A 22,232-nucleotide genomic window follows, 5' to 3' on the forward strand; every position below is an offset into this window, starting at 1 on the left:
GCTAAATCAATTTAGCGTGCTTTTTACTATTCATAGTTTACTTTTGCTAAATAAAGTCCTTCTGGATGTGCTGTCGGCCCTGCCAAATTACGATCTTTCGCTTCAAGGATCGCTGGAATACTATCCGCCGGCATCCGACCATTTCCGATTTTCAAAAGTGTTCCGACCAAAATTCGGATCATTTTATATAAAAAACCATTACCTCTAAAAATAAAGGTCAATTCAGTCCCCGTCTCATCCACTTCTAAATCGGCTTGATAGATCGTCCGTACTTTGTCTTCAATCGCTCCACCCGTAGCACAAAAAGAAGTAAAATCATGTGTACCCAATAAATCTGGCAAGGCCCGACGAATCAAATCAAGATCTAACGGGTAAGGAAAATACGATGCATAAAAACGACGAAACGGACTTCGTGGTTTTGCGATTTGAACTTTGAAATGATACGTTTTTTCAGTTACATGATACCGCGCATGAAAGTCAGCAGCAGCAATTTCTACAGATGAAACGGCTATATCATCTGGTGTTTGTGTATCTAACGCAAAACGCATACGTTCTAAAGGTCTTTCTTGCGGATAATCAAAATGGATCACTTGACCAATCGCATGGACACCTGCATCTGTTCGGCCAGAACCTATAATCGTGACTGGCGTTCCATTATTCATTTTTTGTAAGGTTTTTTCGACTTCACCTTGAACCGTTCGACCATTCGGCTGACGTTGGAAGCCATTGAAATTTGTTCCATCATAAGCGATTACCGCTTTATATCTAACCATCCGCTAAAAAAACTCCTTCTCAGTAAATTCGTGTCATTATAACAGCTTTTTTTATCCATTCCAATAGAAAAAAGCTTGGATTCCTCCAAGCTTAACTTCGTAAAAAGATCAAAATGACCGTCACAATAGCAAAAACTAGTAATACGATCGTATCACGATTCATCCACTGCAACTTCCGATACTTACTCCGGCCTTCACCACCACGATAGCCTCGAGCTTCCATAGCAGTTGCCAAATCTTCTGCTCGATTGAAGCTGCTGACAAATAGAGGAATCAATAACGGAACGATAGCTTTAACTTTTTGTACCAAACTACCATCGTTAAAATCAACGCCTCGTGCACGTTGAGCATTCATGATTTTTTCGGTCTCATCCATCAGCGTTGGAACAAAGCGCAAGGCAATCGATAGCATCAATGCGATTTCATGAACCGGAAAATGGAATCTTTTTAATGGATTCAACAACGATTCAATCGCATCTGACATAGATAACGGGGGGGTCGTCAAGGTTAACAATGTTGACATAAAAATAATCAACACAAATCGACAAAAGATAAACAGTCCATTTTGGATCCCATAAGAGGAAAGACTGAATACTCCCCATGACCAATACAACGTACCGCCACGAGTAAAGAGCATCTGTAAAGCGACAGTAAAAATAATCAACCAAATCAATGGGCGAATTCCTTTTAAAAAGAAACTCAAACTAATCTTAGAGGCTAAGACAGCAACCATAGTAAAGATGGCCAAAAATAGATAACTTTGCCAATTGTTGGCTAAAAAAATAATCCCAATGAAATAAAAACTTGCGAGCAATTTTGCTCTTGGGTCTAACCGGTGAATCAATGAATCCCCTGGGATATACCGTCCAAAAATTAATTTATTCATTATTCGCAGGACCTCCTGCATGTGTGACGATCCAATCAGCCAATTCATTTTCAGTCAATGGCAACTCAGTGAACTTCGCTCCGCGTAATTGCATCTTTTCAGCAAACGTACTCGCCTGAGGCACACCTAATTGTTTTTCTTTAAGCCATTCGACATCATCAAAAACATTTTGCGGTGTTCCGTGTTTCACTACTTGCCCTTTTTCCAAAACATAAACATAATCAGCAAAATTAGCTACATCATCCATTAAGTGTGTCACTAAAACGATGGTAATATTTTTTTCACGATGTAACCGCAAAAACATATCCATCATTTCTTTACGTCCCATTGGATCTAACCCTGCTGTCGGCTCATCTAAGACCAAAACTTCAGGTTCCATGGCTAGAACCCCCGCAATTGCTACACGTCGCATTTGACCTCCGGAAAGCTCAAACGGTGAACGTTCAAGATACGATTCGTCTAAGCCGACCATTTTCAAATTCTCTTTAGCCAAAATTAAGGCTTCTTCTTCTTTGACACCAAAATTTTTAGGCCCAAAGGCAATATCTTTCGCAACTGTTTCTTCAAATAATTGTGCCTCAGGAAACTGAAAGACGATCCCAACTTTTTTACGAACTGGCTTCAAATTTTTATTATCGGTCGATGGCGTAATTTTCCGATCACCGATGATCACTTGTCCTTCAGTTGGTTTCAATAAAGCATTCAAATGCTGCAGCAGTGTTGATTTCCCACTGCCTGTATGGCCAACCAGCGCTGTATAAGAACCTTGTTTAATGTCTAAATCAATATCATACAAAGCTCGTTGTTCAAAGGGAGTATTCGGTTGATATACATAGTTTACTTTTTCAAAACGGATGTCCATAACCAATCCATCATCCCTTCTTCGTCTAAATAATTTGCGGGCACTTCGATGCCACGCTCTTTAAGTGCAGCTTTCAGTTTTTCAGGAAACGGCAAATCTAAGCCTAATGATACTAATTCTGGTCCTTCAGAAAATATTTCTTCTGGTGTTCCTTCGCGAAATAATTCTCCCTCACGCATAACTAAAATTCGATTAGCGCTGGCCGCTTCATCGATATCATGGGTGATCGAGATGACTGTTAAATCACTTTCTTCTTTGATTTTACGTATCGTCGCGATCACATCGTCACGTCCTTCAGGATCTAACATGCTTGTTGCCTCATCTAAGATAATAATATCTGGACGTAAAGCTACGACGCCGGCAATTGCCACGCGCTGTTTTTGTCCACCAGAAAGTCGAGCAGGTTCCCGAGTAGCAAAATCTTGCATTTTTACTTTTTCCAATGCATCTTTCACTCGTCGCTGCATTTCTTCACGTTCGATCCCTTGATTCTCTAAACCAAAAGCAACATCATCTTCAACAGTTGCTCCTACGAACTGATTGTCTGGATTTTGAAAAACCATTCCAACCATTCGGCGAACGTCCCAAACAGAATCATACGACAATTCCATCCCGCCAACAGTAACATTTCCTTTTTGCGGTAAATGCAAGCCATTGATCGTTTTAGCTAAAGTCGATTTTCCTGAGCCATTATGCCCAACGATTGCAACCCATTCCCCTTTTTGAATTGAAAAACTAACATTTTTCAACGCTGGAGTTGATTCTTCTTGGTAACTAAATTCAATTTGATTGATCTCAATAATTGGCTTCATGGTCATACCTTTCTAGTTCTTTTCCAAATCTGTTCTAAGCCTAGCAAAAAAGTGTTGTTTTATCAATCCTAGATACTCAATAAAATGCTTTTGTATACCTATCTGTCTTGACAGTAAATTTGGGTATAAAAAAACACTTTATGATGAGTGCCGGCTTCCCAGACATCTGGGAAGCGGCGCTGAGCTAGACTCGGAGAAAATCTCCAACATCATAACACTCTAAAAGAATCATCTATAAAGTGACGAGTGATTATTATACAAGTTCTAAAACAACCATAGGGGCGTTGTCGCCACGACGAGGTTCTGTTTTTAAGATACGAGTGTATCCACCTTGACGTTCAGCGTAACGAGGAGCGATGTCGTTGAATAATTTTTGTAATGCAGATTCAACAACGATAGCTTCGTTTTCTTCACGAACATCAGCGATTTCATTACGTACAAAGCTTGCAGCTTGGCGACGTGCATGAAGATCCCCGCGTTTTCCTAAGGTAATCATCTTTTCAGTAGTTGAACGAACTTCTTTCGCACGAGCTTCAGTCGTAACGATGCGTTCATTGATAATTAAGTCAGTTGTTAAGTCACGCAACATAGCTTTACGTTGGCTAGATGTGCGTCCTAATTTACGATAACTCACGTAGGTTTCCCTCCTTTGTCAACAATATTAATCGTCTTTACGTAGTCCTAGACCAAGATCATGTAATTTAGCTTTCACTTCTTCAAGTGATTTACGACCTAAATTACGTACTTTGATCATTTCAGGTTCAGACTTATTCGTTAATTCTTGAACCGTATTAATTCCGGCACGTTTCAAGCAATTGTACGAACGTACAGACAAGTCTAGTTCTTCGATGGTCATTTCTAGCATTTTTTCTTTTTGTGTTTCTTCTTTTTCTACCATGATTTCAGCATTTTTTGCTTCATCAGTAAGATTTACAAAAATGTCCAAATGTTCAGTTAAAATTTTCGCTGCTAGACTCAATGCTTCTTGAGCAATGATAGATCCGTCAGTCCAAATTTCCATCGTTAATTTATCGAAATCATCTCGACGACCAACACGTGTATTTTCAACTTGGTAGTTTACTTTGCGTACTGGTGTATAGATTGAATCGACCGGAAGGACACCGATTGGCATATCTTCCTTTTTATTTTCGTCTGCTTGAACATAGCCTCGACCAGGTTTTACTGTTAAACGTGCATGGAATGTCGCGCCTTCAGCAACAGTACAAATGTACATATCTTTGTTTAAGATTTCAACGTCACTGTCAACGATAATATCGCCGGCAGTTACCGTAGCTGGTCCAGTAATATCGATCTCAAGGGTTTTTTCTTCTTCAGCAAATAACTTCAGAGCCAGACCTTTGATATTCAAGATGATTTGTACAACGTCTTCTCGCACACCTTTGATGGTTGAGAATTCATGTAACGCTCCATCGATTTGAATATTAGTAATGGCAGCACCTGGTAAAGAAGAAAGTAGAATACGACGTAGAGAATTACCTAAAGTAGTTCCATAACCTCTTTCCAAAGGTTCAACAACGAACTTGCCATAATCTCTGTCTTCATCAATTTTTGTGATTCTTGGTTTTTCGAATTCAATCATTCTTATTTTTTACCCCTTTCAAAACGAAAAGTGTCTTGTTCAATGACATTCCTTGTAAAACTCATAGAGTTGGGCACTCATTAAACACGACGGCGTTTTGGAGGGCGGCATCCATTATGAGGTACTGGAGTCACGTCACGAATTGCAGTTACTTCTAAACCAGTTGCTTGCAATGAACGAATCGCTGCTTCACGACCAGAACCAGGTCCTTTAACAGTTACTTCAACACTTTTCAATCCATGTTCCATTGCAGCTTTCGTTGCAGTTTCAGCAGCCATTTGAGCAGCGAAAGGAGTAGATTTTTTACTACCTTTGAAGCCTAATGAACCTGCAGATGACCATGCTACTGCGTTACCGCTAGCATCAGTGATCATGATGATTGTATTATTAAAAGTCGAATGAATATGAGCGATACCTGTTTCGATATTCTTCTTCACACGACGTTTACGATTGACTTTCTTTGCTACCATGAAGATTTAAACCTCCTTCACTAATTATTTTTTCTTGCCGGCAATAGCGCGAGCTGGGCCTTTACGAGTACGAGCGTTGTTCTTAGTGTTTTGTCCACGTGTAGGCAAGCCACGACGATGACGAATTCCACGGTAAGAACCGATTTCCATCAAACGTTTGATGTTCAAGTTAGTTTCACGACGTAAGTCGCCTTCAACTTTTAATTTATCGATTTCCGCACGGATAGCGTCTGTTTGTTCGTTCGTTAAGTCACGTACACGAACATCTTCAGAAACGCCTGCGTCGGCTAAAATTTGTTTTGCTGTAGTATTTCCGATACCGTAAATATAAGTAAGTGAAATTACCACGCGTTTATCACGAGGAATATCTACTCCTGCAATACGAGCCATACTTAATTACACCTCCAATTATCCTTGACGTTGTTTATGTTTTGGGTTTGCTGGGCAAATCACCATAACGCGTCCATTACGACGAATTACTTTACAATGTTCACACATTGGTTTTACTGATGGTCTTACTTTCATGATTATACCTCCTGAAGTTTTACGGAGTACAACTTACTTAAAGCGATAGGTAATGCGACCACGGCTCAAATCATAAGGAGAAAGTTCAACAGTAACCTTATCTCCAGGTAGGATTCGAATGTAATACATCCGGATTTTACCAGATACGTGTGCAAGAACTTCGTGTCCGTTTTCCAATTCGACTTTAAACATTGCATTCGGCAAAGTTTCGACGACTGTTCCTTCGATTTCAATCATATCTTCTTTTGCCACGCAGAGTACCTCCTTGTAGTTGTTTCGCATTTTCACACGATAAAATGGCGGAAACTGCAGTTCCCACCCTAATTCTAAAGTTAACTTCTAAAACCTAGAAGTCAGACTGATATATTCTATCATAAAACATCGAACTTGGCAAGATAAACTGCATTTCAAGTCGGTAGGCAAATTATTTTTCGATAATCTTTTCTACATCCGCAAATACGGCATCAATTTCACGATCTCCATCAACTGGATATAACAAACCTTCTTCTTCATAATAAGCTAAAATTGGTTCACTGTTTTTAATGTTAACAGACAAACGATTTTTAACTGTTTCTGGCTTATCATCTTCACGTTGATAGAATTCATGACCACCACAGTGATCGCAAGTTCCTTCTACTTTTGTAGGGTTGAAGATTTTATGATAAGTCGCGCCACAATTGCGGCACATGAAGCGTCCAGCTAAACGTTCAACTAACACTTCTTCTGCTACTTGAATTTCAATCACAGCATCTAACTTTTTATTCAAGTCAATCAACATTTCAGCTAATGCTTTTGCTTGATCCAAAGTACGAGGGAAGCCATCCAATAAGAAACCTTTTTCAGTGTCTTTTTGAGCTAAGCGTTCCTTTACGATACCGTTAGTAACTTCATCTGGGACCAAATTCCCTGCGTCCATGTAGGATTTTGCTTTCAATCCGAGTGTAGTCTCGTTTTTGATTGCTTCTCGGAACATATCCCCCGTGCTGATATGTGGAATATTGTGTGATGCAATAATTCTTTCTGCTTGTGTTCCTTTTCCTGCTCCTGGCAGTCCCATTAAGATCAGGTTCATTGATTTCCCTCCTAAGTAATTGAAGCGAGAACGGCGTTGAGGAAAACCTCAACACGCGAATCTACTCTTCATCCATGAAGCCGACATAACGTCGTTTCAACATGAGTCCTTCTAACTGTTTTGCAGTTTCTAATGCAACACCGACAACGATCAAAAGACTTGTTCCACCTAAACCGATTGATTGAGGTAAGTCCCAAAGCATTTGAGCAATGATCGGAATTAAAGCAATTAGCCCTAAGAAAATAGCACCAACAACACTTAAACGCATTAAAATTGCGGAAACATATTCTTCCGTTCCTTTACCTGGTCTTACACGAGGAATATAGCTTCCTTGCTTTTGTAAGTTCTCTGCTAATTTTTCAGGATTGACCTGAACAAATGCATAGAAGAAAGTAAATGAAACAATCAGAACAGTATAAATCGCAGCTCCTGGAATCGTATTATAACTAAATAAATTAGTTACAACGTCATACCAGCTCTCCCCACTATACTTACTAGCTAATGCTTGTAACACCGCATTTGGTGTTGCAATGAATGAACTAGCAAAAATAACTGGAATAACCCCTGCAGCATTTACTTTTAAAGGTAAATAACTACTAGTAGGTGCACCCACGACTTGTTTTGTATATTGAATAGGAATTTTTCTTTCTGCTTGTTGGAAATATGTTACGAAAACAACAATGACCACAATAGCAATAAGTAAAATAATGACAAAAATCACAGATTTCCAGATATCACTTGAATCAATATTTACAAAATAATCTTCATAGATATCTTTAATACTTTGCGGTAGTCGAGAAACGATCCCAGCAAAGATGATCATTGAAACGCCATTACCAATTCCTTTTTCAGTGATTTGTTCTCCTAGCCAAGTAACAAACATAGTACCAGCAGTAAGAATCAAACCAATTGTAACGAACGTTTGAACGTTACGATTTGGAACGAAACCAAATTGTGCAAAATAGTCAAACCCAGCTGTAATACTTACAGACTGGATGAAAGCTAAGACTAAAGTTAAATAGCGCGTTGCTTGATTTAACTTTTTGCGACCTACTTCCCCTTGTTTTGACCATTCAACAAATTTAGGCACGATATCCATCTGCAACAATTGGATAACAATTGAAGCAGTAATGTATGGAGAAACCCCCATAGAAAAGATTGAGAAGTTTTGCATAGCTGAGCCACTTACCATATTCAACATTCTGAAAAATGGCATTTCACTCAAGCCTTGCAAACCTTGTGCATTTACACCAGGAACAGTGATTTGTGCACCCAATCTAAAAACTAACAACATTAAAACAGTAAATAAGATCCGAGAGCGGATGTTCTGAACTTTGAAAGAATCTTTTAAAAGTTTGAACATTAGATCACCTCGATAGATCCACCAGCAGCTTCAATAGATTCTTGAGCACTTTTAGAGAATTTAGCTGCTTTAACGGTTAATTTTTTATCTAATGATCCGTTTCCTAGAACTTTGATTCCAGCTTTTTCGTTTTTCACGATTCCAGCTTCAACTAAAGCAACTGGTGTTACTTCAGTTCCGTCTTCAAAGCGGTTTAACACATCAAGATTGATTACAGCATATTCTTTACGGTTAACGTTAGTAAATCCACGTTTTGGTAAACGACGGAATAAAGGTGTTTGACCACCCTCAAAACCTAAACGCACACCACCGCCTGAACGAGCCTTTTGACCTTTTTGACCACGTCCAGCTGTTTTACCGTTACCAGATGAAGTACCACGACCAACGCGATTGCGAACTTTACGTGAGCCTTCTGCAGGTTGTAATTCATGAAGTTTCATATTATGGGCACCTCCTTAGAATTTAATCATCATTTTTTGTTGTATTAAACTTCTTCTACGTCCACTAAATGAGACACTGTATTAACCATACCTTTGATCGCATCATTGGCAGGTTTAACAACTGTGCTGTTCATTTTTTTAAGACCCAACGCTTTAACAGTATCACGTTGGTTTTGAGGACGTCCGATAATACTGCGTTTTAAAGTAATTTTTAATTCAGCCATTTCATTCGCCCTCCTTATTTAGCTAAGTTTTCAACAGAGATGCCACGTAATGCAGCTACTTCTTCTGCTTTTTTCAATTGAGTTAAACCTTCAACAGTTGCACGAACAACGTTGATTGGTGTGTTTGAACCTAAAGATTTAGAAGTTACGTCAGCAACGCCAGCAAGTTCCAATACGGCACGAACTGGTCCACCAGCAGCAACTCCAGCACCTTCAACGGCTGGTTTCATTAAGATACGGCCGCCGCCGAATACACCAATAACTTCGTGAGGAAGCGTAGTTCCTACCATTGGTACTTCGACAAGGTTTTTCTTAGCGTCTTCGATTGCTTTACGAATAGCTTCTGGTACTTCTTGAGCTTTACCAGTACCAAAACCTACGTGACCATTTTTGTCACCGACAACTACTAATGCTGCGAAACGTAAACGACGTCCACCTTTAACAACTTTAGTAACACGGTTGATCGCTACGACGCGGTCTTCTAATTCCAAATGTTTTGGATCGATATAAACCATGAATGGTGTTCCTCCTTCTCCTAAAATTCTAGTCCATTTTCGCGAGCTGCTTCAGCTAAAGCTGCTACGCGGCCATGGTAAAGGTATCCACCACGGTCAAAGACTACTTTTTTGATACCTTTTTCAGAAGCACGTTCAGCTACTAATTTACCAACAGCTTGTGCTTGTTCAGTTTTTGTTCCACCTGAAATTTCTTTATCCAAGGCAGAGGCACTTGCTAGCGTCACACCCGCTACGTCATCAATTACTTGCGCGTAGATGTTTTTGTTAGAACGGAAAACGTTCAAGCGTGGGCACTCAGCAGTACCAGAGATTTTGTTACGTACACGCATGTGGCGCTTTTGGCGTGTTTTATTTTTATCTGGTTTTGTAATCACAATTGTCACCTCTATATATAAGCTGGCCTAAGCCGCATGTAGGTAGGACCTACTATTTACCAGTTTTACCTTCTTTACGACGTACATATTCGCCAACATAACGAATACCTTTGCCTTTGTAAGGTTCTGGAGGACGAGTTCCGCGGATTTTCGCAGCTAATTCGCCGACTACTTCTTTGTCTGCACCCTTAACGATTACTTGTGTGTTTGCAGGTACTTCGATTGTAATACCTTCTGGAGCTACCATCTCTACTGGATGTGAATAACCAACGTTCAATACAAGTTTTGAACCTTGTAATTGTGCACGGTACCCAACCCCGATTAATTCTAATGCTTTTTGGAATCCTTCAGAAACACCAATAACCATGTTATTGAAGTTTGCACGAGTAGTTCCGTGGATTGTTTTCATTTCTTTGCTGTCGTTTGGACGAGTGAATGATACTTCGTTTCCTTCGATATTCATTGTAATATCAGAAGAAAAAGTACGAGTTAATTCACCTTTAGGTCCTTTAACAGTAACATTATTTCCATTTTGAGTTACTTCAACTCCTGCAGGAATAACGACTAATTTATTACCAATACGGCTCACTTAAAGACACCTCCTCATGGATTGTTTGATATTACCAAACGTAAGCTAGCACTTCGCCACCGACGTTTTTGTTTCTAGCTTCTTTATCAGTTAATAAACCTTCAGAAGTAGAAATGATTGCGATACCTAAACCGTTAAGTACACGTGGTACTTCGTCAGCTTTAACGTAAACACGTAAGCCTGGTTTAGAGATACGTTTTAAGTTCGTGATAACACGTTCGTCATTTTTACCGTATTTAAGGAAAACACGGATCATGCCTTGTTTGTCATCTTCGATATATTCAACATCACGTACGAAACCTTCACGTTTAAGGATTTCAGCGATGTCACGTTTGATTGTTGAAGCAGGTACTTCTACTGTATCGTGTTTCACCATGTTGGCATTACGAATACGAGTTAGAAAATCTGCAATTGGATCTGTCATGACCATTGAACTATTTACCTCCTTTTTGCGAGTTTGTTTTACCAGCTAGCTTTCTTCACGCCGGGAATTTGACCTTTGTAGGCAAGTTCGCGGAAGCAAATACGGCAAAGATGAAATTTACGATAAACTGAATGTGGACGTCCGCAACGTTCGCAGCGAGTATATTCTTGCGTAGAATGTTTTGCAGGGCGTTCGTTTTTAGCAATCATTGATTTTTTAGCCAATTTTTTCGCCTCCTTGATTTATTTTTGGAATGGCATTCCAAGTTGTGTTAATAATTCGCGTGATTCTTCGTCTGTTTTAGCAGTTGTTACAACAACGATATCCATACCGCGTACTTTATCAACTAAATCAAAATCTACTTCAGGGAAGATCAATTGTTCTTTAACACCTAAAGTAAAGTTACCACGGCCATCAAAGGATTTTTTGCTTACTCCGTGGAAGTCACGTACACGAGGAAGTGACACAGTCACTAATTTGTCTAAGAATTCATACATTCTTTCTCCGCGTAGTGTTACTTTCGCACCGATAGGCATTCCTTCACGTAAACGGAAACCAGCGATTGATTTCTTAGCTTTTGTGATAAGTGGTTTTTGACCAGAAATCAAAGCTAATTCTTCAACGGCTTTGTCTAAGTTTTTAGTGTTTGATACCGCATCACCAACACCCATGTTGATGACGATTTTTTCAACTTTAGGAACTTCCATTACTGAATCATAGTTAAATTTTTCCATCAAAGATGGTGTAATTTCACTTACAAATTTTTCTTTTAGGCGGTTCATCTATAAGATCCTCCTTCCTTGTTTAATTATTTATCTAGTGTTTCGCCGGTTTTCTTAGAAACGCGGACTTTCTTACCGTCAACCACTTTATAGCCAACGCGTGTCGCTTCTCCATTTGAAGGGTCGATCACCATAACATTAGAAGCATGAATTGGTGCTTCTACCTCAACGATTCCGCCTTGAGGGGCTTCTTGAGAGGCTTTTTTATGTTTTTTCACGATATTGACGCCTTCAACAACGACTTTATCTTGTTTAGGAAGGGCTTCTAATACAACGCCTTCTTTATTTCTGTCTTTACCAGAGATAACTTTTACTTTATCGCCTTTTTTAACGAACATTACTGTTGCGCACCTCCTTTAGTTGAATCTCTCGATTATAATACTTCCGGTGCCAATGAAACGATCTTCATGAAGTTGCCTTCGCGTAGTTCACGAGCGACAGGTCCGAAGATACGTGTTCCTCTTGGGCTCTTGTCATCACGAATGATAACAGCTGCATTTTCATCAAATTTAATATAAGAACCGTCAGTACGACGAGCGCCTGATTTAGTACGAACGATAACGGCTTTTACGACGTCACCTTTTTTGACAACACCACCTGGCGTTGCTTGTTTAACCGTAGCAACGATCACATCACCGATATTTGCAGTTTTGCGACCAGATCCACCAAGAACTTTAATAGTTAAAATTTCACGTGCACCTGAGTTGTCCGCGATTTTTAAACGGCTTTCTGCTTGGATCACTTGTGTATCCTCCTTTCAGATTTAAAAAACATCTATATAGGAAAATCTCGTGTGATTAGATAATCACTGCTTTTTCAACGATTTCAACCAGACGGAAACGTTTGGTAGCTGATAATGGACGAGTTTCCATGATTTTCACGATATCACCAGTTTTTGCTTCATTGTTTTCATCGTGAGCTTTGTATTTTTTAGAATATTTCATACGTTTACCGTAGATTGGGTGGTTCTTTTGGGTTTCAACGACAACAGTGATCGTTTTGTCCATTTTGTCAGATACCACACGTCCTTGATAAACTTTACGTTGATTTCTTTCTTCAGTCATACTGGAAATGGCCTCCTTCCACTATTTGTCAGCTTGTTCGTGCAACACAGTTTTGATGCGTGCAATCGATTTACGTACTTCTTTAATACGTGCAGTGTTTTCTAATTGACCTGTTGCTAATTGGAATCTAAGATTGAACAATTCTTCTTTTAATTGTTTTTCTTGATCTAGCATTTCGGCAGTGGTTAATTCTCTGATTTCTTTAACCTTCATTCGATTCACCACCCATTTCCTCACGTTTTACGATCTTAGTTTTCATTGGTAATTTGTGAGAAGCAAGACGTAATGCTTCACGAGCAACTTCTTCAGGAACGCCAGCGATTTCAAACATGATCTTGCCGCGTTTAACTGGTGAAACCCAGCCTTCAGGAGCACCTTTACCAGATCCCATACGTACACCAATTGCTTTGGCAGTATAAGATTTGTGAGGGAAAATTTTAATCCATACTTTCCCACCACGTTTCATGTAACGAGTCATTGCAATACGAGCAGCTTCAATTTGGCGGTTAGTAATCCAATGTGAATCAACAGCTTGTAAGCCATATTCTCCAAATGAAATTTCTTTTCCACCTTTAGCTTCCCCACGCATTTTTCCGCGGAATTCACGACGGTGTTTTACACGTTTAGGTACTAACATGATTATTTCCCTCCTTTCTCAGTGTTTTTCTTTGTAGGAAGAATTTCTCCACGATAAATCCACACTTTAACTCCTAGTTTTCCGTATGTTGTGTTTGCTTCTTCCCAAGCGTAGTCGATGTCAGCACGCAATGTATGAAGAGGAACTGTTCCTTCAGAGTATCCTTCTGAACGAGCGATATCCGCACCATTCAAACGACCAGATACTTGAGTTTTGATTCCTTTAGCGCCAGAACGCATAGTGCGTTGGATTGCTTGTTTTTGTGCACGACGGAAGGCAACACGGTTTTCTAATTGACGTGCAATTCCTTCTCCGACTAATTTTGCATCTAAATCTGGTTTTTTGATTTCAACGATGTTGATATGAACTCGTTTACCAGTTAATTTATTTAATTCTTTTCTTAGGCTCTCAACTTCAGATCCGCCTTTACCGATAACCATACCAGGTTTGGCTGTGTGGATTGAAATGTTGACGCGATTTGCAGCGCGTTCGATTTCAACAGTTGACACAGCGGCATCAGCAAGTTTAGTTGCGATGAACTTACGGATTCTCAAATCTTCGTGTAGAAATTCAGCATACTCTTTTTCAGCATACCATTTAGCATCCCAATCACGGATGATGCCTACACGCATTCCAATAGGATTTACTTTTTGACCCACTGATTATCCCTCCTTATTTTTCTGATACCACAACGGTAATATGACTTGTACGTTTGTTGATTGGTGATGCTGAACCTTTTGCACGTGGACGGAAACGTTTCATTGTTGGTCCTTCGTTAACAAATGCTTCAGAAACTACCAAGTTTTCAACATCTAAGTCAAAGTTGTTTTCTGCGTTAGCAACGGCTGACATCATAACTTTTTCGATGATTCCAGCAGATTTGTTTGGTGTGAACTTCAAAATTGAAATTGCTTCTGCTACGCTTTTTCCTCTAATAAGATCGATTACTAAACGTGATTTACGAGGAGAAGTGCGAACTGTTTTCGCAGTTGCCTTAGCTGATGTAATTTGTTCTGCCATGTTGATATCCTCCCCTCAAAATTAGCGTTTTGTTTTCTTATCGTCGGCGGCATGTCCACGATAAGTTCTTGATGGTGCAAATTCACCTAATTTATGTCCAACCATGTCTTCTTGGATGTAAACTGGTACATGTTTGCGTCCGTCATATACAGCAATTGTAAACCCTACGAAGCTAGGGAAAATTGTTGAACGACGAGACCAAGTTTTGATAACTTTTTTCTTTTCAACACCTTGTTGCGCTTCGACCTTTTTCATCAAATGATCATCAACGAAAGGTCCTTTTTTCAAACTACGACCCATGGTGTACCTCCTCTCAAAATATGCGACACATAGTCAATGGTTCTATTTAGTCTTACGACGACGAACAATAAGCTTATCTGATGCAGCTTTCTTGTTACGAGTTTTGTAACCCAATGCAGGTTGTCCCCAAGGAGATACTGGAGCTTTACGTCCGACTGGAGCTTTACCTTCACCACCACCGTGTGGGTGATCGTTAGGGTTCATTACGCTACCACGTACAGTTGGGCGTTTGTGCATCCAACGAGAACGACCAGCTTTACCGATGTTGATCAATTCATGTTGTTCGTTACCAACAGAACCGATTGTAGCACGGCAAGTAGCTAAGATCATGCGAACTTCGCCAGAGTTCAAACGTACTAATACGTATTTTCCTTCTTTACCAAGTACTTGAGCACTTGTACCAGCAGAACGGATTAATTGTCCGCCTTTACCTGGTTTCATTTCGATATTGTGGATAACTGTACCAACTGGAATGTTTTCTAGTGGTAAAGTGTTTCCGATTTTGATATCTGCATCTGCTCCAGATACGACAGTCATGCCTACTTGTAAGCCTTTAGGGGCTAAGATGTAAGCTTTCACTCCGTCTGTATAATGAACTAATGCAATGTTTGCTGAGCGGTTTGGATCGTATTCGATCGTTTTTACTGTAGCAACCACGTTATCTTTATTACGTTTGAAGTCGATAACACGGTATTGGCGTTTATGTCCGCCACCTTGATGACGTACAGTGATGCGACCGTTGTTGTTACGACCGGCGTTGTTTTTCAATGGTTCTAATAACGTCTTTTCAGGCGTTGAAGTTGTGATTTCAGCGAAATCAGAACTCGTCATATTACGACGACCATTTGAGGTAGGTTTGTACTTTTTAATCGCCACGTCTAGTTTCCCTCCTATTTACTAGTGAATTTCTAACGCTTATTATTCAGCGTCGAAAAGTTGGATGTCTTTTGAACCTTCAGTTAATGTCACAACAGCTTTGCGACGTTTTTTAGTGAAGCCTTGGTATTTACCCATACGTTTTGCTTTTGGTTTAGCATTCATAATGTTTACATTTTTAACTTTAACGTCAAAAGCAGCTTCAACAGCTTGTTTGACTAAAGTTTTGTTCGCACGAGTGTCAACTTCGAAAGTATATTTCTTTTCGTCCATGTCTAACATAGATTTTTCTGTGATCACCGGGCGTTTAATTACGTCTAGTAAGTTCATTATGCAAGCACCTCCTCAATTTGAGTAAGAGCAGTTTGCGTTGCTAAGATTTTGTCATTAGCGACTACATCTAATACAGTAACGTTGTTTGAAGTAGTAACAGTTACGTTTGATAAGTTACGAGCAGCTAAGCCTGCAACTTCGTTTTCTGTTTCTAATACAACCAATACTTTTGAATCAATTGACAAGCTAGTTAAAACTTGTTTGAATTCTTTTGTTTTAGGAGCTTCAAAGCTTAAAGCCTCAACAGCAACTAATTTATTTTCAGCAACTTTTTCTGATAAAACAGATTTGATTGCTAAGCGACGAACTTTTTTAGGAAGTTTGTAGCTGTATGAACGTGGTGTAGGTCCGAAGACAACGCCACCTCCACGCCATTGTGGTGAACGGATAGAACCTTGACGAGCACGTCCAGTTCCTTTTTGACGCCATGGTTTGCGGCCACCGCCACGAACTGCGCTACGATTTTTCACAGCGTGTGTTCCTTGTCTTAATGAAGCGCGTTGCATAATGATTGCATCGTAAACAACACTTTCATTTGGTTCGATTCCGAAGATTTCTTCATTTAAAGTGATGTCACCGTTTTGAGTTCCATCTTGTTTGAATAATGCTACAGTTGGCATTCCTTAGTTCCTCCTTTCCTATAACTAATTATTTAGCTTTTACAGCTGATTTGATAGTGATTAAAGATTTTTTAGCGCCAGGAACATTTCCTTTTACTAAGATAACATTGCGGTCAGCGTCAACACGAACAACTTCAAGATTTTGAATTGTCACACGGTTGCCACCCATGCGGCCAGCTAAATGTTTATTTTTAAATACACGGTTTGGTGCAACAGGACCCATAGATCCAGGACGACGATGGTAACGAGATCCGTGAGCCATAGGGCCGCGGCTTTGTCCGTGACGTTTGATAACGCCTTGGAATCCTTTACCTTTAGTCGTTCCGGTAACATCAATGATGTCTCCAGCTTGGAAAGTATCAACTTTCACTTCTTGTCCTACTTCGTAGTCTCCTAGCTCAACATCTTTGAATTCTCGAATGAAGCGCTTAGGAGCCGTGTTTGCTTTTGCAACATGACCTTTCGCAGGTTTGTTAGACAAAACTTCACGCATATCTTGGTAGCCTAATTGAACAGCTTCGTAGCCATCTGTTTTCACTGTTTTAACTTGTAAAACAACGTTTGGAGTAGCTTCGATAACAGTTACTGGAATAAGTTCACCAGATTCTGTGAAGATTTGTGTCATTCCCACTTTTTTCCCTAAGATTCCTTTGGTCATGATTACACCTCCATTTTCTTATTATAGTTTGATTTCAATGTTAACACCTGATGGTAAGTCAAGCTTCATTAAAGCATCAACTGTTTTTGGTGTTGGGTTCACAATGTCGATTAGACGTTTGTGAGTACGCATTTCGAATTGTTCGCGTGAATCTTTGTATTTATGAGTCGCACGGATCACAGTGTAAAGACTACGTTCTGTTGGTAATGGAATTGGACCAGATACACTAGCTCCAGTTCTTTTTGCAGTTTCTACAATTTTATCCGCTGATTGGTCTAAAATACCATGTTCATACGCTTTTAAACGGATACGAATTTTTTGTTTTGCCATCTTGTTCCCTCCTTCGCCTATTTTAAAAGTAGACATAGCTCCACGAAAATCTCCGTCACGCTCGTTCGTGGCAAAGCGTCCGGGCGTGTCGCAACCTCTCGTTTCAAAGCCGGCGGATTCATTTATGAACCCCCCAGTGTCATTCACACTTCTGCAAACAGCACCTTTATGATTATATTATATTCCATCTACTATTGCAAGGATTTTATCAGACTTTTTTTGATTTTCGATTTTATTTTCTGAAAATAGAAAAAGACCAATAAAATTATTATTATAGAAGAAAAATTATCTCAGCCTTTTAAATGTTGAAAAAATTTTTTTGCAAATGTATGGGCATCTCCTGGCCAACGTCCAGATATATAATTGCGATCTTCAACAACAAAAGCTGGTCCTTCATCACTGAACGTATCACGACGCGAAGAAAATCTTCCTGGTTTAAATTGGTTACTATTTTTTAAAACTGATTTTACTTCCTCTTCTACCGATAACGGATATGTTCGGTAATAATCGTGAAGCCACAAAACCGTAAGATAATAAGCTCCCATTTCTTGAAGCTTCAATAACGAAGTCGTTTTGTAATCAAATAATACCGATCTCTTACTAATCGGATCAATACTTCTTGCTGCCAAGACCGTCCCATGACAGATGGCTCCAATTATTTTTTTCTTATCAAAAAAATCGACTACTTTTCTTTGCAAAATAGATGATTCAAGATAGCTTTTCATCCCCTTATCATGTCCGCCTGGCAATAATATTCCTTGGTATTCATCCACCACTATATCAGAATAGCTAATTGGATGATTAAACGCTTCACTCTTGCTCATTTCTTGATAGGCTGATAAAGCTTGATCATTTGCCATAAGCATTGATTTAAAAATACCAAAACCTTCTCCTGTCAACAATCATTTATCAGCCGCGGCAACATGACCATCTGGTGTAGCAAACACGAGCTCCACAGAATGATCATTCAAGTACTTCCAAGGAATTGCTGCTTCTGTTGGATCAAAACCATAATGCGGTAAAGGAATTACAATCATTTTCTCTCCTCCTATTATTCTTATATCTTAAACGTTCTCTTGTACGCAGACAAATATTCTCTTCTGTAAAAAATAAAAAAAAGAGTTATCAGCAAGCTGATAACTCTTTACGTCCGAGCAAATTTAGATCGTAATATTAATTACGCTTTGATTGTTGTTACAACGCCTGAACCAACAGTACGTCCGCCTTCACGAATTGAGAAACGAGTTCCGTCTTCGATAGCGATTGGGTGGATTAATTCAACTTCCATAGTTACGTTATCACCAGGCATTACCATTTCAGTACCTTCTGGTAGATCAACTACACCAGTTACGTCAGTTGTACGGAAGTAGAACTGAGGACGGTAGTTAGTGAAGAAAGGAGTATGACGTCCGCCTTCTTCTTTAGTTAAAACGTAAACTTCTGCAGAGAATTTTGTATGTGGAGTGATTGAAGCTGGTTTAGCTAATACTTGTCCACGTTGGATATCTTCACGTGCAACACCACGTAATAATGCACCAATGTTATCGCCTGCTTCAGCGTAGTCTAACAATTTACGGAACATTTCAACACCTGTTACAGTTGTTTTAGCAGTATTTTCAGCGATACCTACGATTTCAACTTCGTCACCAACGCGAACTTGTCCACGTTCAACACGACCAGTTGCAACAGTACCACGACCAGTGATTGAGAATACATCTTCGACTGGCATCATGAATGGTTTGTCAGTATCACGAACTGGAGTTGGGATATATTCGTCAACAGCAGCCATTAATTCTAAGATTTTTTCTTCGTATGAAGCGTCGCCTTCTAAGGCTTTCAAAGCTGAACCAGCAACAACTGGAGTGTCGTCGCCTGGGAAGTCGTATTCTGACAATAAGTCACGAACTTCCATTTCAACTAATTCTAGTAATTCTTCATCATCAACCATATCCATTTTGTTTAAGAATACAACGATGTAAGGAACACCAACGTTACGTGATAACAAGATGTGTTCACGTGTTTGAGGCATAGGGCCATCAGCAGCAGATACTACTAAGATAGCTCCGTCCATTTGTGCAGCACCAGTGATCATGTTTTTAACGTAGTCCGCGTGTCCTGGGCAGTCAACGTGAGCGTAGTGACGGTTTTCAGTTTCATACTCAACGTGTGAAGTATTGATTGTGATTCCGCGTTCGCGTTCTTCAGGAGCGCCATCGATTGAAGCGTAGTCCATAGCTTGAGCTCCGCCTTGTTTAGCAAGTACAGTTGTAATTGCAGCTGTTAAAGTAGTTTTACCATGGTCAACGTGTCCGATAGTCCCAATGTTAACATGGGGTTTTGAACGGTCAAATTTTTCTTTAGCCATTTAAAATGTTCCTCCTAAGTAAATGAGATTATTTTTTATCTGATAAGTCCGCGCCGCATAAGCAGCGCGAGCCCATATCATCAGTTAATTATTTTACATGATTCATTATTAAAAATACAGTATTTTAAAGGAAACCTATCAATTTAGATTGACATTTAAGAATTATTCAGCTTTGCCGCCATTTTTCTTAATGATTTCTTCTTGAACTGATTTTGGTACATCTTCATAGTGGTCAAATACCATCATGAATGTTCCACGTCCTTGAGTAGAAGAACGAAGCGTTGTAGCGTAACCGAACATTTCAGCTAACGGCACGATTGCGTTAACGATTTGCGCGTTACCATGTGCTTCCATACCTTCAACACGTCCACGACGAGCAGTTACGTGACCCATAACATCACCTAAGTAATCTTCTGGAACAGTAATTGTAACTTTCATCATTGGTTCAAGGATTGATGGACTAGCTTTTTTAGCAGCAGCACGTAGCGCCATAGAAGCAGCTACACGGAAGGCTGTTTCATTTGAATCGACATCATGGTAAGAACCATCATAAAGCTTAGCTTTAATGTCAACTAAAGGATAACCAGCTAATACACCGTTTGCCATTGCATCTTCTAATCCTTTTTCAACTGCTGGGATGTATTCACGAGGAACCACACCACCGACAATCGCGTTTTCGAATTCGAAGCCAGCACCTTCTTCATTTGGTGTAAATTCGATCCATACGTGACCGTATTGACCTTTACCACCAGACTGACGTACAAACTTACCTTCTGCATTAGTAGCAGCACGGAATGTTTCACGATAAGATACTTGAGGCGCACCAACGTTAGCCTCAACTTTGAATTCACGACGCATGCGGTCAACTAACACGTCTAAGTGAAGTTCACCCATACCAGCGATAACAGTTTCACCAGTTTCAACGTTAGTTTCAACGCGGAATGATGGATCTTCTTCAGCTAGTTTTTGTAGAGCAACACCCATTTTATCTTGGTCAGCTTTTGATTTAGGTTCAACAGCAACTTCGATAACTGGATCAGGGAATTCAATTGATTCTAAGATAACTGGTGCTTTTTCATCACAAAGCGTATCCCCAGTAGTAGTATCTTTCAATCCAACAGCTGCTGCGATATCTCCAGAGTAAACCGTTTCGATTTCTTTACGAGTGTTCGCGTGCATTTGAAGGATACGTCCGATACGTTCACGTTTGCCTTTAGAGGCATTCAATACGTAAGAACCTGAGTTCAATACGCCTGAGTAAACACGGAAGAAAGTTAGACGACCTACGAATGGGTCAGTCATTACTTTAAATGCTAGTGATGAGAAAGGCGCTGAATCGTCAGCTGGACGTTCAGTTTCTTCATCAGTTTTAGGGTTGAAACCTTTGATCGCAGGTACGTCTGTTGGTGCTGGAAGATAGTCAATGACTGCATCCAACATCAATTGAACACCTTTGTTCTTGAAGGCAGAACCACATAATACAGGATAGAAATCAACAGCTAGAGTAGCTTTACGGATACCTGCTTTTAATTCTTCGTCAGTGATTTCTTCACCTTCTAGGAATTTCATCATTAGGTCTTCATCAGTATCAGCAACTGCTTCTACTAATTTTTCGCGCCATTCTTCAGCTAACTCTTGGTAATCTGCAGGAATTTCAGTTTCTTGAATTTCCGTACCTAAGTCATTTGTGTAGATTTCAGCTTTCATTTTAACTAAATCGATGATACCAGTGAAGTCATCTTCAGCACCAATTGGTAATTGGATTGGATGAGCATTCGCTTGTAAACGATCGTGTAAAGTACTTACAGAATAAAGGAAATCTGCACCGATTTTATCCATTTTATTACAGAATACGATACGTGGAACTTGGTATTCTGTTGCTTGACGCCAAACAGTTTCTGTTTGTGGTTCTACACCTGATTGTGAGTCTAATACAGTTACTGCGCCATCAAGTACACGTAATGAACGTTGAACTTCGATTGTGAAGTCCACGTGTCCTGGGGTATCAATGATATTTACGCGATGACCTTTCCATTGTGCTGTAGTAGCAGCGGAAGTGATCGTGATACCACGTTCTTGTTCTTGTTCCATCCAGTCCATTTGAGAAGCGCCTTCGTGGGTTTCACCAATTTTATGGATTTTACCAGTGTAGTACAAGATACGCTCAGTTGCTGTAGTTTTACCTGCATCAACGTGGGCCATGATCCCGATATTACGAGTGTTTTCTAGAGAAAATTCTCTTGCCATTTCTTTGTTTGCTCCTCTCTTATATTGAATTTAGCATTTTTGGCCATTTTTCTGTTGACCTTCGCCAG

35 protein-coding genes and 1 pseudogene are annotated in these 22,232 nt (G+C 39.8%); all 36 read right to left on the minus strand.

Annotation, left to right across the window (positions count from 1 at the left end; translation table 11 throughout):
- Positions 1–26: 26 nt before the first annotated feature.
- Complete coding sequence (gene truA, locus ACKTSC_RS02135; RefSeq protein WP_332580447.1) at positions 27–773, minus strand: tRNA pseudouridine(38-40) synthase TruA; 747 nt, start codon at positions 771–773, stop codon at positions 27–29.
- Between the two features lie 91 nt (positions 774–864).
- Positions 865–1,662 (minus strand): energy-coupling factor transporter transmembrane component T family protein, encoded by a 798-nt coding sequence (locus tag ACKTSC_RS02140; protein WP_332580459.1) that lies wholly within the window; start codon positions 1,660–1,662, stop codon positions 865–867.
- Positions 1,652–2,521 (minus strand): energy-coupling factor ABC transporter ATP-binding protein, encoded by an 870-nt coding sequence (locus ACKTSC_RS02145; RefSeq protein WP_407856776.1) that lies wholly within the window; start codon positions 2,519–2,521, stop codon positions 1,652–1,654. Before ACKTSC_RS02145 ends, ACKTSC_RS02140 begins: the two co-directional genes overlap by 11 nt.
- Entirely contained in the window at positions 2,497–3,333 is an 837-nt protein-coding gene (locus ACKTSC_RS02150) for an energy-coupling factor ABC transporter ATP-binding protein (protein WP_407855072.1), read from the minus strand. Before ACKTSC_RS02150 ends, ACKTSC_RS02145 begins: the two co-directional genes overlap by 25 nt.
- Positions 3,334–3,586: 253 nt before the next feature.
- Positions 3,587–3,967 (minus strand): 50S ribosomal protein L17, encoded by a 381-nt coding sequence (gene rplQ, locus ACKTSC_RS02155; RefSeq protein ID WP_332580449.1) that lies wholly within the window; start codon positions 3,965–3,967, stop codon positions 3,587–3,589.
- A 27-nt stretch (positions 3,968–3,994) separates the two neighbouring features.
- Positions 3,995–4,933: a DNA-directed RNA polymerase subunit alpha gene (locus tag ACKTSC_RS02160; protein ID WP_071857868.1), complete on the minus strand. Its 939-nt coding sequence runs from the start codon at positions 4,931–4,933 to the stop codon at positions 3,995–3,997.
- Positions 4,934–5,013: 80 nt separating this feature from the next.
- A complete protein-coding gene (gene rpsK, locus ACKTSC_RS02165) occupies positions 5,014–5,403 on the minus strand; it encodes a 30S ribosomal protein S11 (RefSeq protein WP_010742774.1) in 390 nt (129 codons plus the stop codon).
- A 24-nt stretch (positions 5,404–5,427) separates the two neighbouring features.
- Positions 5,428–5,793 carry a 30S ribosomal protein S13 gene (rpsM, locus tag ACKTSC_RS02170; RefSeq protein ID WP_071857870.1) on the minus strand — a complete coding sequence of 122 codons (366 nt, stop codon included), beginning with the start codon at positions 5,791–5,793 and terminating at the stop codon, positions 5,428–5,430.
- Positions 5,794–5,811: 18 nt separating this feature from the next.
- The gene (gene rpmJ, locus ACKTSC_RS02175) at positions 5,812–5,928 is read right to left on the minus strand and encodes a 50S ribosomal protein L36 (protein ID WP_010742772.1); all 117 of its coding nucleotides are present in this window, start codon (positions 5,926–5,928) and stop codon (positions 5,812–5,814) included.
- 33 nt (positions 5,929–5,961) lie between these two features.
- Complete coding sequence (gene infA / locus ACKTSC_RS02180; RefSeq protein ID WP_010742771.1) at positions 5,962–6,180, minus strand: translation initiation factor IF-1; 219 nt, start codon at positions 6,178–6,180, stop codon at positions 5,962–5,964.
- 172 nt (positions 6,181–6,352) lie between these two features.
- Positions 6,353–7,000 (minus strand): adenylate kinase, encoded by a 648-nt coding sequence (locus ACKTSC_RS02185; protein WP_407855074.1) that lies wholly within the window; start codon positions 6,998–7,000, stop codon positions 6,353–6,355.
- Positions 7,001–7,061: 61 nt separating this feature from the next.
- The gene (gene secY / locus ACKTSC_RS02190; protein ID WP_332580451.1) at positions 7,062–8,363 is read right to left on the minus strand and encodes a preprotein translocase subunit SecY; all 1,302 of its coding nucleotides are present in this window, start codon (positions 8,361–8,363) and stop codon (positions 7,062–7,064) included.
- Positions 8,363–8,803 carry a 50S ribosomal protein L15 gene (gene rplO / locus ACKTSC_RS02195; protein ID WP_071857873.1) on the minus strand — a complete coding sequence of 147 codons (441 nt, stop codon included), beginning with the start codon at positions 8,801–8,803 and terminating at the stop codon, positions 8,363–8,365. Before rplO ends, secY begins: the two co-directional genes overlap by 1 nt.
- 44 nt (positions 8,804–8,847) lie before the next feature.
- Positions 8,848–9,027, minus strand: a complete 180-nt coding sequence (gene rpmD, locus ACKTSC_RS02200) for a 50S ribosomal protein L30 (protein WP_010747202.1) — start codon at positions 9,025–9,027, stop codon at positions 8,848–8,850.
- Positions 9,028–9,041: 14 nt separating this feature from the next.
- Complete coding sequence (rpsE, locus tag ACKTSC_RS02205) at positions 9,042–9,542, minus strand: 30S ribosomal protein S5 (RefSeq protein WP_332580452.1); 501 nt, start codon at positions 9,540–9,542, stop codon at positions 9,042–9,044.
- A gap of 20 nt (positions 9,543–9,562) precedes the next feature.
- Positions 9,563–9,919 (minus strand): 50S ribosomal protein L18, encoded by a 357-nt coding sequence (rplR, locus tag ACKTSC_RS02210; protein ID WP_010747204.1) that lies wholly within the window; start codon positions 9,917–9,919, stop codon positions 9,563–9,565.
- Positions 9,920–9,971: 52 nt separating this feature from the next.
- Complete coding sequence (gene rplF / locus ACKTSC_RS02215; protein WP_332580453.1) at positions 9,972–10,508, minus strand: 50S ribosomal protein L6; 537 nt, start codon at positions 10,506–10,508, stop codon at positions 9,972–9,974.
- Between the two features lie 31 nt (positions 10,509–10,539).
- On the minus strand, positions 10,540–10,938 hold the full coding sequence (gene rpsH, locus ACKTSC_RS02220) for a 30S ribosomal protein S8 (RefSeq protein WP_332580454.1): 399 nt from the start codon (positions 10,936–10,938) through the stop codon (positions 10,540–10,542).
- Positions 10,939–10,970: 32 nt separating this feature from the next.
- The gene (locus tag ACKTSC_RS02225) at positions 10,971–11,156 is read right to left on the minus strand and encodes a type Z 30S ribosomal protein S14 (RefSeq protein ID WP_332580455.1); all 186 of its coding nucleotides are present in this window, start codon (positions 11,154–11,156) and stop codon (positions 10,971–10,973) included.
- 18 nt (positions 11,157–11,174) lie between these two features.
- Complete coding sequence (gene rplE / locus ACKTSC_RS02230) at positions 11,175–11,714, minus strand: 50S ribosomal protein L5 (RefSeq protein WP_332580456.1); 540 nt, start codon at positions 11,712–11,714, stop codon at positions 11,175–11,177.
- A gap of 26 nt (positions 11,715–11,740) precedes the next feature.
- Positions 11,741–12,052 (minus strand): 50S ribosomal protein L24, encoded by a 312-nt coding sequence (gene rplX, locus ACKTSC_RS02235; RefSeq protein ID WP_332580457.1) that lies wholly within the window; start codon positions 12,050–12,052, stop codon positions 11,741–11,743.
- 35 nt (positions 12,053–12,087) lie between these two features.
- A complete protein-coding gene (gene rplN / locus ACKTSC_RS02240) occupies positions 12,088–12,456 on the minus strand; it encodes a 50S ribosomal protein L14 (RefSeq protein ID WP_010742760.1) in 369 nt (122 codons plus the stop codon).
- 55 nt (positions 12,457–12,511) lie between these two features.
- A complete protein-coding gene (gene rpsQ / locus ACKTSC_RS02245; RefSeq protein WP_071857880.1) occupies positions 12,512–12,778 on the minus strand; it encodes a 30S ribosomal protein S17 in 267 nt (88 codons plus the stop codon).
- 21 nt (positions 12,779–12,799) lie between these two features.
- Positions 12,800–12,991, minus strand: a complete 192-nt coding sequence (rpmC, locus tag ACKTSC_RS02250) for a 50S ribosomal protein L29 (protein WP_071857881.1) — start codon at positions 12,989–12,991, stop codon at positions 12,800–12,802.
- Complete coding sequence (gene rplP / locus ACKTSC_RS02255) at positions 12,981–13,415, minus strand: 50S ribosomal protein L16 (RefSeq protein ID WP_071857882.1); 435 nt, start codon at positions 13,413–13,415, stop codon at positions 12,981–12,983. The genes rpmC and rplP overlap by 11 nt, the downstream gene beginning before the upstream one ends.
- A gap of 2 nt (positions 13,416–13,417) precedes the next feature.
- Positions 13,418–14,074 (minus strand): 30S ribosomal protein S3, encoded by a 657-nt coding sequence (gene rpsC / locus ACKTSC_RS02260; RefSeq protein ID WP_071857883.1) that lies wholly within the window; start codon positions 14,072–14,074, stop codon positions 13,418–13,420.
- Positions 14,075–14,087: 13 nt separating this feature from the next.
- Complete coding sequence (gene rplV, locus ACKTSC_RS02265; RefSeq protein ID WP_071857884.1) at positions 14,088–14,435, minus strand: 50S ribosomal protein L22; 348 nt, start codon at positions 14,433–14,435, stop codon at positions 14,088–14,090.
- A gap of 21 nt (positions 14,436–14,456) precedes the next feature.
- Positions 14,457–14,735 (minus strand): 30S ribosomal protein S19, encoded by a 279-nt coding sequence (rpsS, locus tag ACKTSC_RS02270; RefSeq protein WP_071857885.1) that lies wholly within the window; start codon positions 14,733–14,735, stop codon positions 14,457–14,459.
- 42 nt (positions 14,736–14,777) lie between these two features.
- The gene (gene rplB / locus ACKTSC_RS02275; protein ID WP_407855075.1) at positions 14,778–15,611 is read right to left on the minus strand and encodes a 50S ribosomal protein L2; all 834 of its coding nucleotides are present in this window, start codon (positions 15,609–15,611) and stop codon (positions 14,778–14,780) included.
- Between the two features lie 42 nt (positions 15,612–15,653).
- The gene (gene rplW / locus ACKTSC_RS02280; protein WP_407855076.1) at positions 15,654–15,941 is read right to left on the minus strand and encodes a 50S ribosomal protein L23; all 288 of its coding nucleotides are present in this window, start codon (positions 15,939–15,941) and stop codon (positions 15,654–15,656) included.
- Positions 15,941–16,564 (minus strand): 50S ribosomal protein L4, encoded by a 624-nt coding sequence (rplD, locus tag ACKTSC_RS02285; protein WP_407855077.1) that lies wholly within the window; start codon positions 16,562–16,564, stop codon positions 15,941–15,943. The genes rplW and rplD overlap by 1 nt, the downstream gene beginning before the upstream one ends.
- A 28-nt stretch (positions 16,565–16,592) precedes the next feature.
- A complete protein-coding gene (gene rplC, locus ACKTSC_RS02290; protein WP_407855078.1) occupies positions 16,593–17,222 on the minus strand; it encodes a 50S ribosomal protein L3 in 630 nt (209 codons plus the stop codon).
- A gap of 21 nt (positions 17,223–17,243) precedes the next feature.
- Positions 17,244–17,552 (minus strand): 30S ribosomal protein S10, encoded by a 309-nt coding sequence (gene rpsJ, locus ACKTSC_RS02295; RefSeq protein ID WP_010756438.1) that lies wholly within the window; start codon positions 17,550–17,552, stop codon positions 17,244–17,246.
- A 290-nt stretch (positions 17,553–17,842) separates the two neighbouring features.
- Positions 17,843–18,589 (minus strand): annotated as a pseudogene (locus ACKTSC_RS02300) (type 1 glutamine amidotransferase domain-containing protein).
- A 140-nt stretch (positions 18,590–18,729) separates the two neighbouring features.
- A complete protein-coding gene (tuf, locus tag ACKTSC_RS02305; protein WP_332654171.1) occupies positions 18,730–19,917 on the minus strand; it encodes an elongation factor Tu in 1,188 nt (395 codons plus the stop codon).
- Between the two features lie 162 nt (positions 19,918–20,079).
- Positions 20,080–22,164: an elongation factor G gene (gene fusA / locus ACKTSC_RS02310; protein WP_332654173.1), complete on the minus strand. Its 2,085-nt coding sequence runs from the start codon at positions 22,162–22,164 to the stop codon at positions 20,080–20,082.
- Positions 22,165–22,232 lie beyond the last annotated feature (68 nt).

The organism is Enterococcus hailinensis, from assembly GCF_045862035.1.
Taxonomy (GTDB): domain Bacteria; phylum Bacillota; class Bacilli; order Lactobacillales; family Enterococcaceae; genus Enterococcus_A; species Enterococcus_A hailinensis.

Bases quoted from the DNA above. Each gene is read 5' to 3' on its own strand.
- fusA (WP_332654173.1), bottom strand. From the start codon at position 22,164: ATGGCAAGAGAATTTTCTCTAGAAAACACTCGTAATATCGGGATCATG.
- rplE (WP_332580456.1), bottom strand. From the start codon at position 11,714: ATGAACCGCCTAAAAGAAAAATTTGTAAGTGAAATTACACCATCTTTG.
- truA (WP_332580447.1), bottom strand. From the start codon at position 773: ATGGTTAGATATAAAGCGGTAATCGCTTATGATGGAACAAATTTCAAT.
- rpsH (WP_332580454.1), bottom strand. From the start codon at position 10,938: ATGGTCATGACAGATCCAATTGCAGATTTTCTAACTCGTATTCGTAAT.
- rplP (WP_071857882.1), bottom strand. From the start codon at position 13,415: ATGTTAGTACCTAAACGTGTAAAACACCGTCGTGAATTCCGCGGAAAA.
- rpsM (WP_071857870.1), bottom strand. From the start codon at position 5,793: ATGGCTCGTATTGCAGGAGTAGATATTCCTCGTGATAAACGCGTGGTA.
- rplW (WP_407855076.1), bottom strand. From the start codon at position 15,941: ATGAACTTACTAGACGTAATTAAACGCCCGGTGATCACAGAAAAATCT.
- ACKTSC_RS02160 (WP_071857868.1), bottom strand. From the start codon at position 4,933: ATGATTGAATTCGAAAAACCAAGAATCACAAAAATTGATGAAGACAGA.
- secY (WP_332580451.1), bottom strand. From the start codon at position 8,363: ATGTTCAAACTTTTAAAAGATTCTTTCAAAGTTCAGAACATCCGCTCT.
- rpmJ (WP_010742772.1), bottom strand. From the start codon at position 5,928: ATGAAAGTAAGACCATCAGTAAAACCAATGTGTGAACATTGTAAAGTA.
- rpsS (WP_071857885.1), bottom strand. From the start codon at position 14,735: ATGGGTCGTAGTTTGAAAAAAGGACCTTTCGTTGATGATCATTTGATG.
- rpsJ (WP_010756438.1), bottom strand. From the start codon at position 17,552: ATGGCAAAACAAAAAATTCGTATCCGTTTAAAAGCGTATGAACATGGT.
- rpsK (WP_010742774.1), bottom strand. From the start codon at position 5,403: ATGGTAGCAAAGAAAGTCAATCGTAAACGTCGTGTGAAGAAGAATATC.
- rplD (WP_407855077.1), bottom strand. From the start codon at position 16,564: ATGCCAACTGTAGCATTATTCAAACAAGATGGAACTCAAAACGGTGAC.
- rplC (WP_407855078.1), bottom strand. From the start codon at position 17,222: ATGACCAAAGGAATCTTAGGGAAAAAAGTGGGAATGACACAAATCTTC.
- rplV (WP_071857884.1), bottom strand. From the start codon at position 14,435: ATGGCAGAACAAATTACATCAGCTAAGGCAACTGCGAAAACAGTTCGC.
- rpmC (WP_071857881.1), bottom strand. From the start codon at position 12,991: ATGAAGGTTAAAGAAATCAGAGAATTAACCACTGCCGAAATGCTAGAT.
- ACKTSC_RS02145 (WP_407856776.1), bottom strand. From the start codon at position 2,521: ATGGACATCCGTTTTGAAAAAGTAAACTATGTATATCAACCGAATACT.
- rplX (WP_332580457.1), bottom strand. From the start codon at position 12,052: ATGTTCGTTAAAAAAGGCGATAAAGTAAAAGTTATCTCTGGTAAAGAC.
- ACKTSC_RS02185 (WP_407855074.1), bottom strand. From the start codon at position 7,000: ATGAACCTGATCTTAATGGGACTGCCAGGAGCAGGAAAAGGAACACAA.
- rpsE (WP_332580452.1), bottom strand. From the start codon at position 9,542: ATGGTTTATATCGATCCAAAACATTTGGAATTAGAAGACCGCGTCGTA.
- rpmD (WP_010747202.1), bottom strand. From the start codon at position 9,027: ATGGCTGAATTAAAAATTACTTTAAAACGCAGTATTATCGGACGTCCT.
- rpsQ (WP_071857880.1), bottom strand. From the start codon at position 12,778: ATGACTGAAGAAAGAAATCAACGTAAAGTTTATCAAGGACGTGTGGTA.
- ACKTSC_RS02150 (WP_407855072.1), bottom strand. From the start codon at position 3,333: ATGAAGCCAATTATTGAGATCAATCAAATTGAATTTAGTTACCAAGAA.
- rplO (WP_071857873.1), bottom strand. From the start codon at position 8,803: ATGAAACTTCATGAATTACAACCTGCAGAAGGCTCACGTAAAGTTCGC.
- tuf (WP_332654171.1), bottom strand. From the start codon at position 19,917: ATGGCTAAAGAAAAATTTGACCGTTCAAAACCCCATGTTAACATTGGG.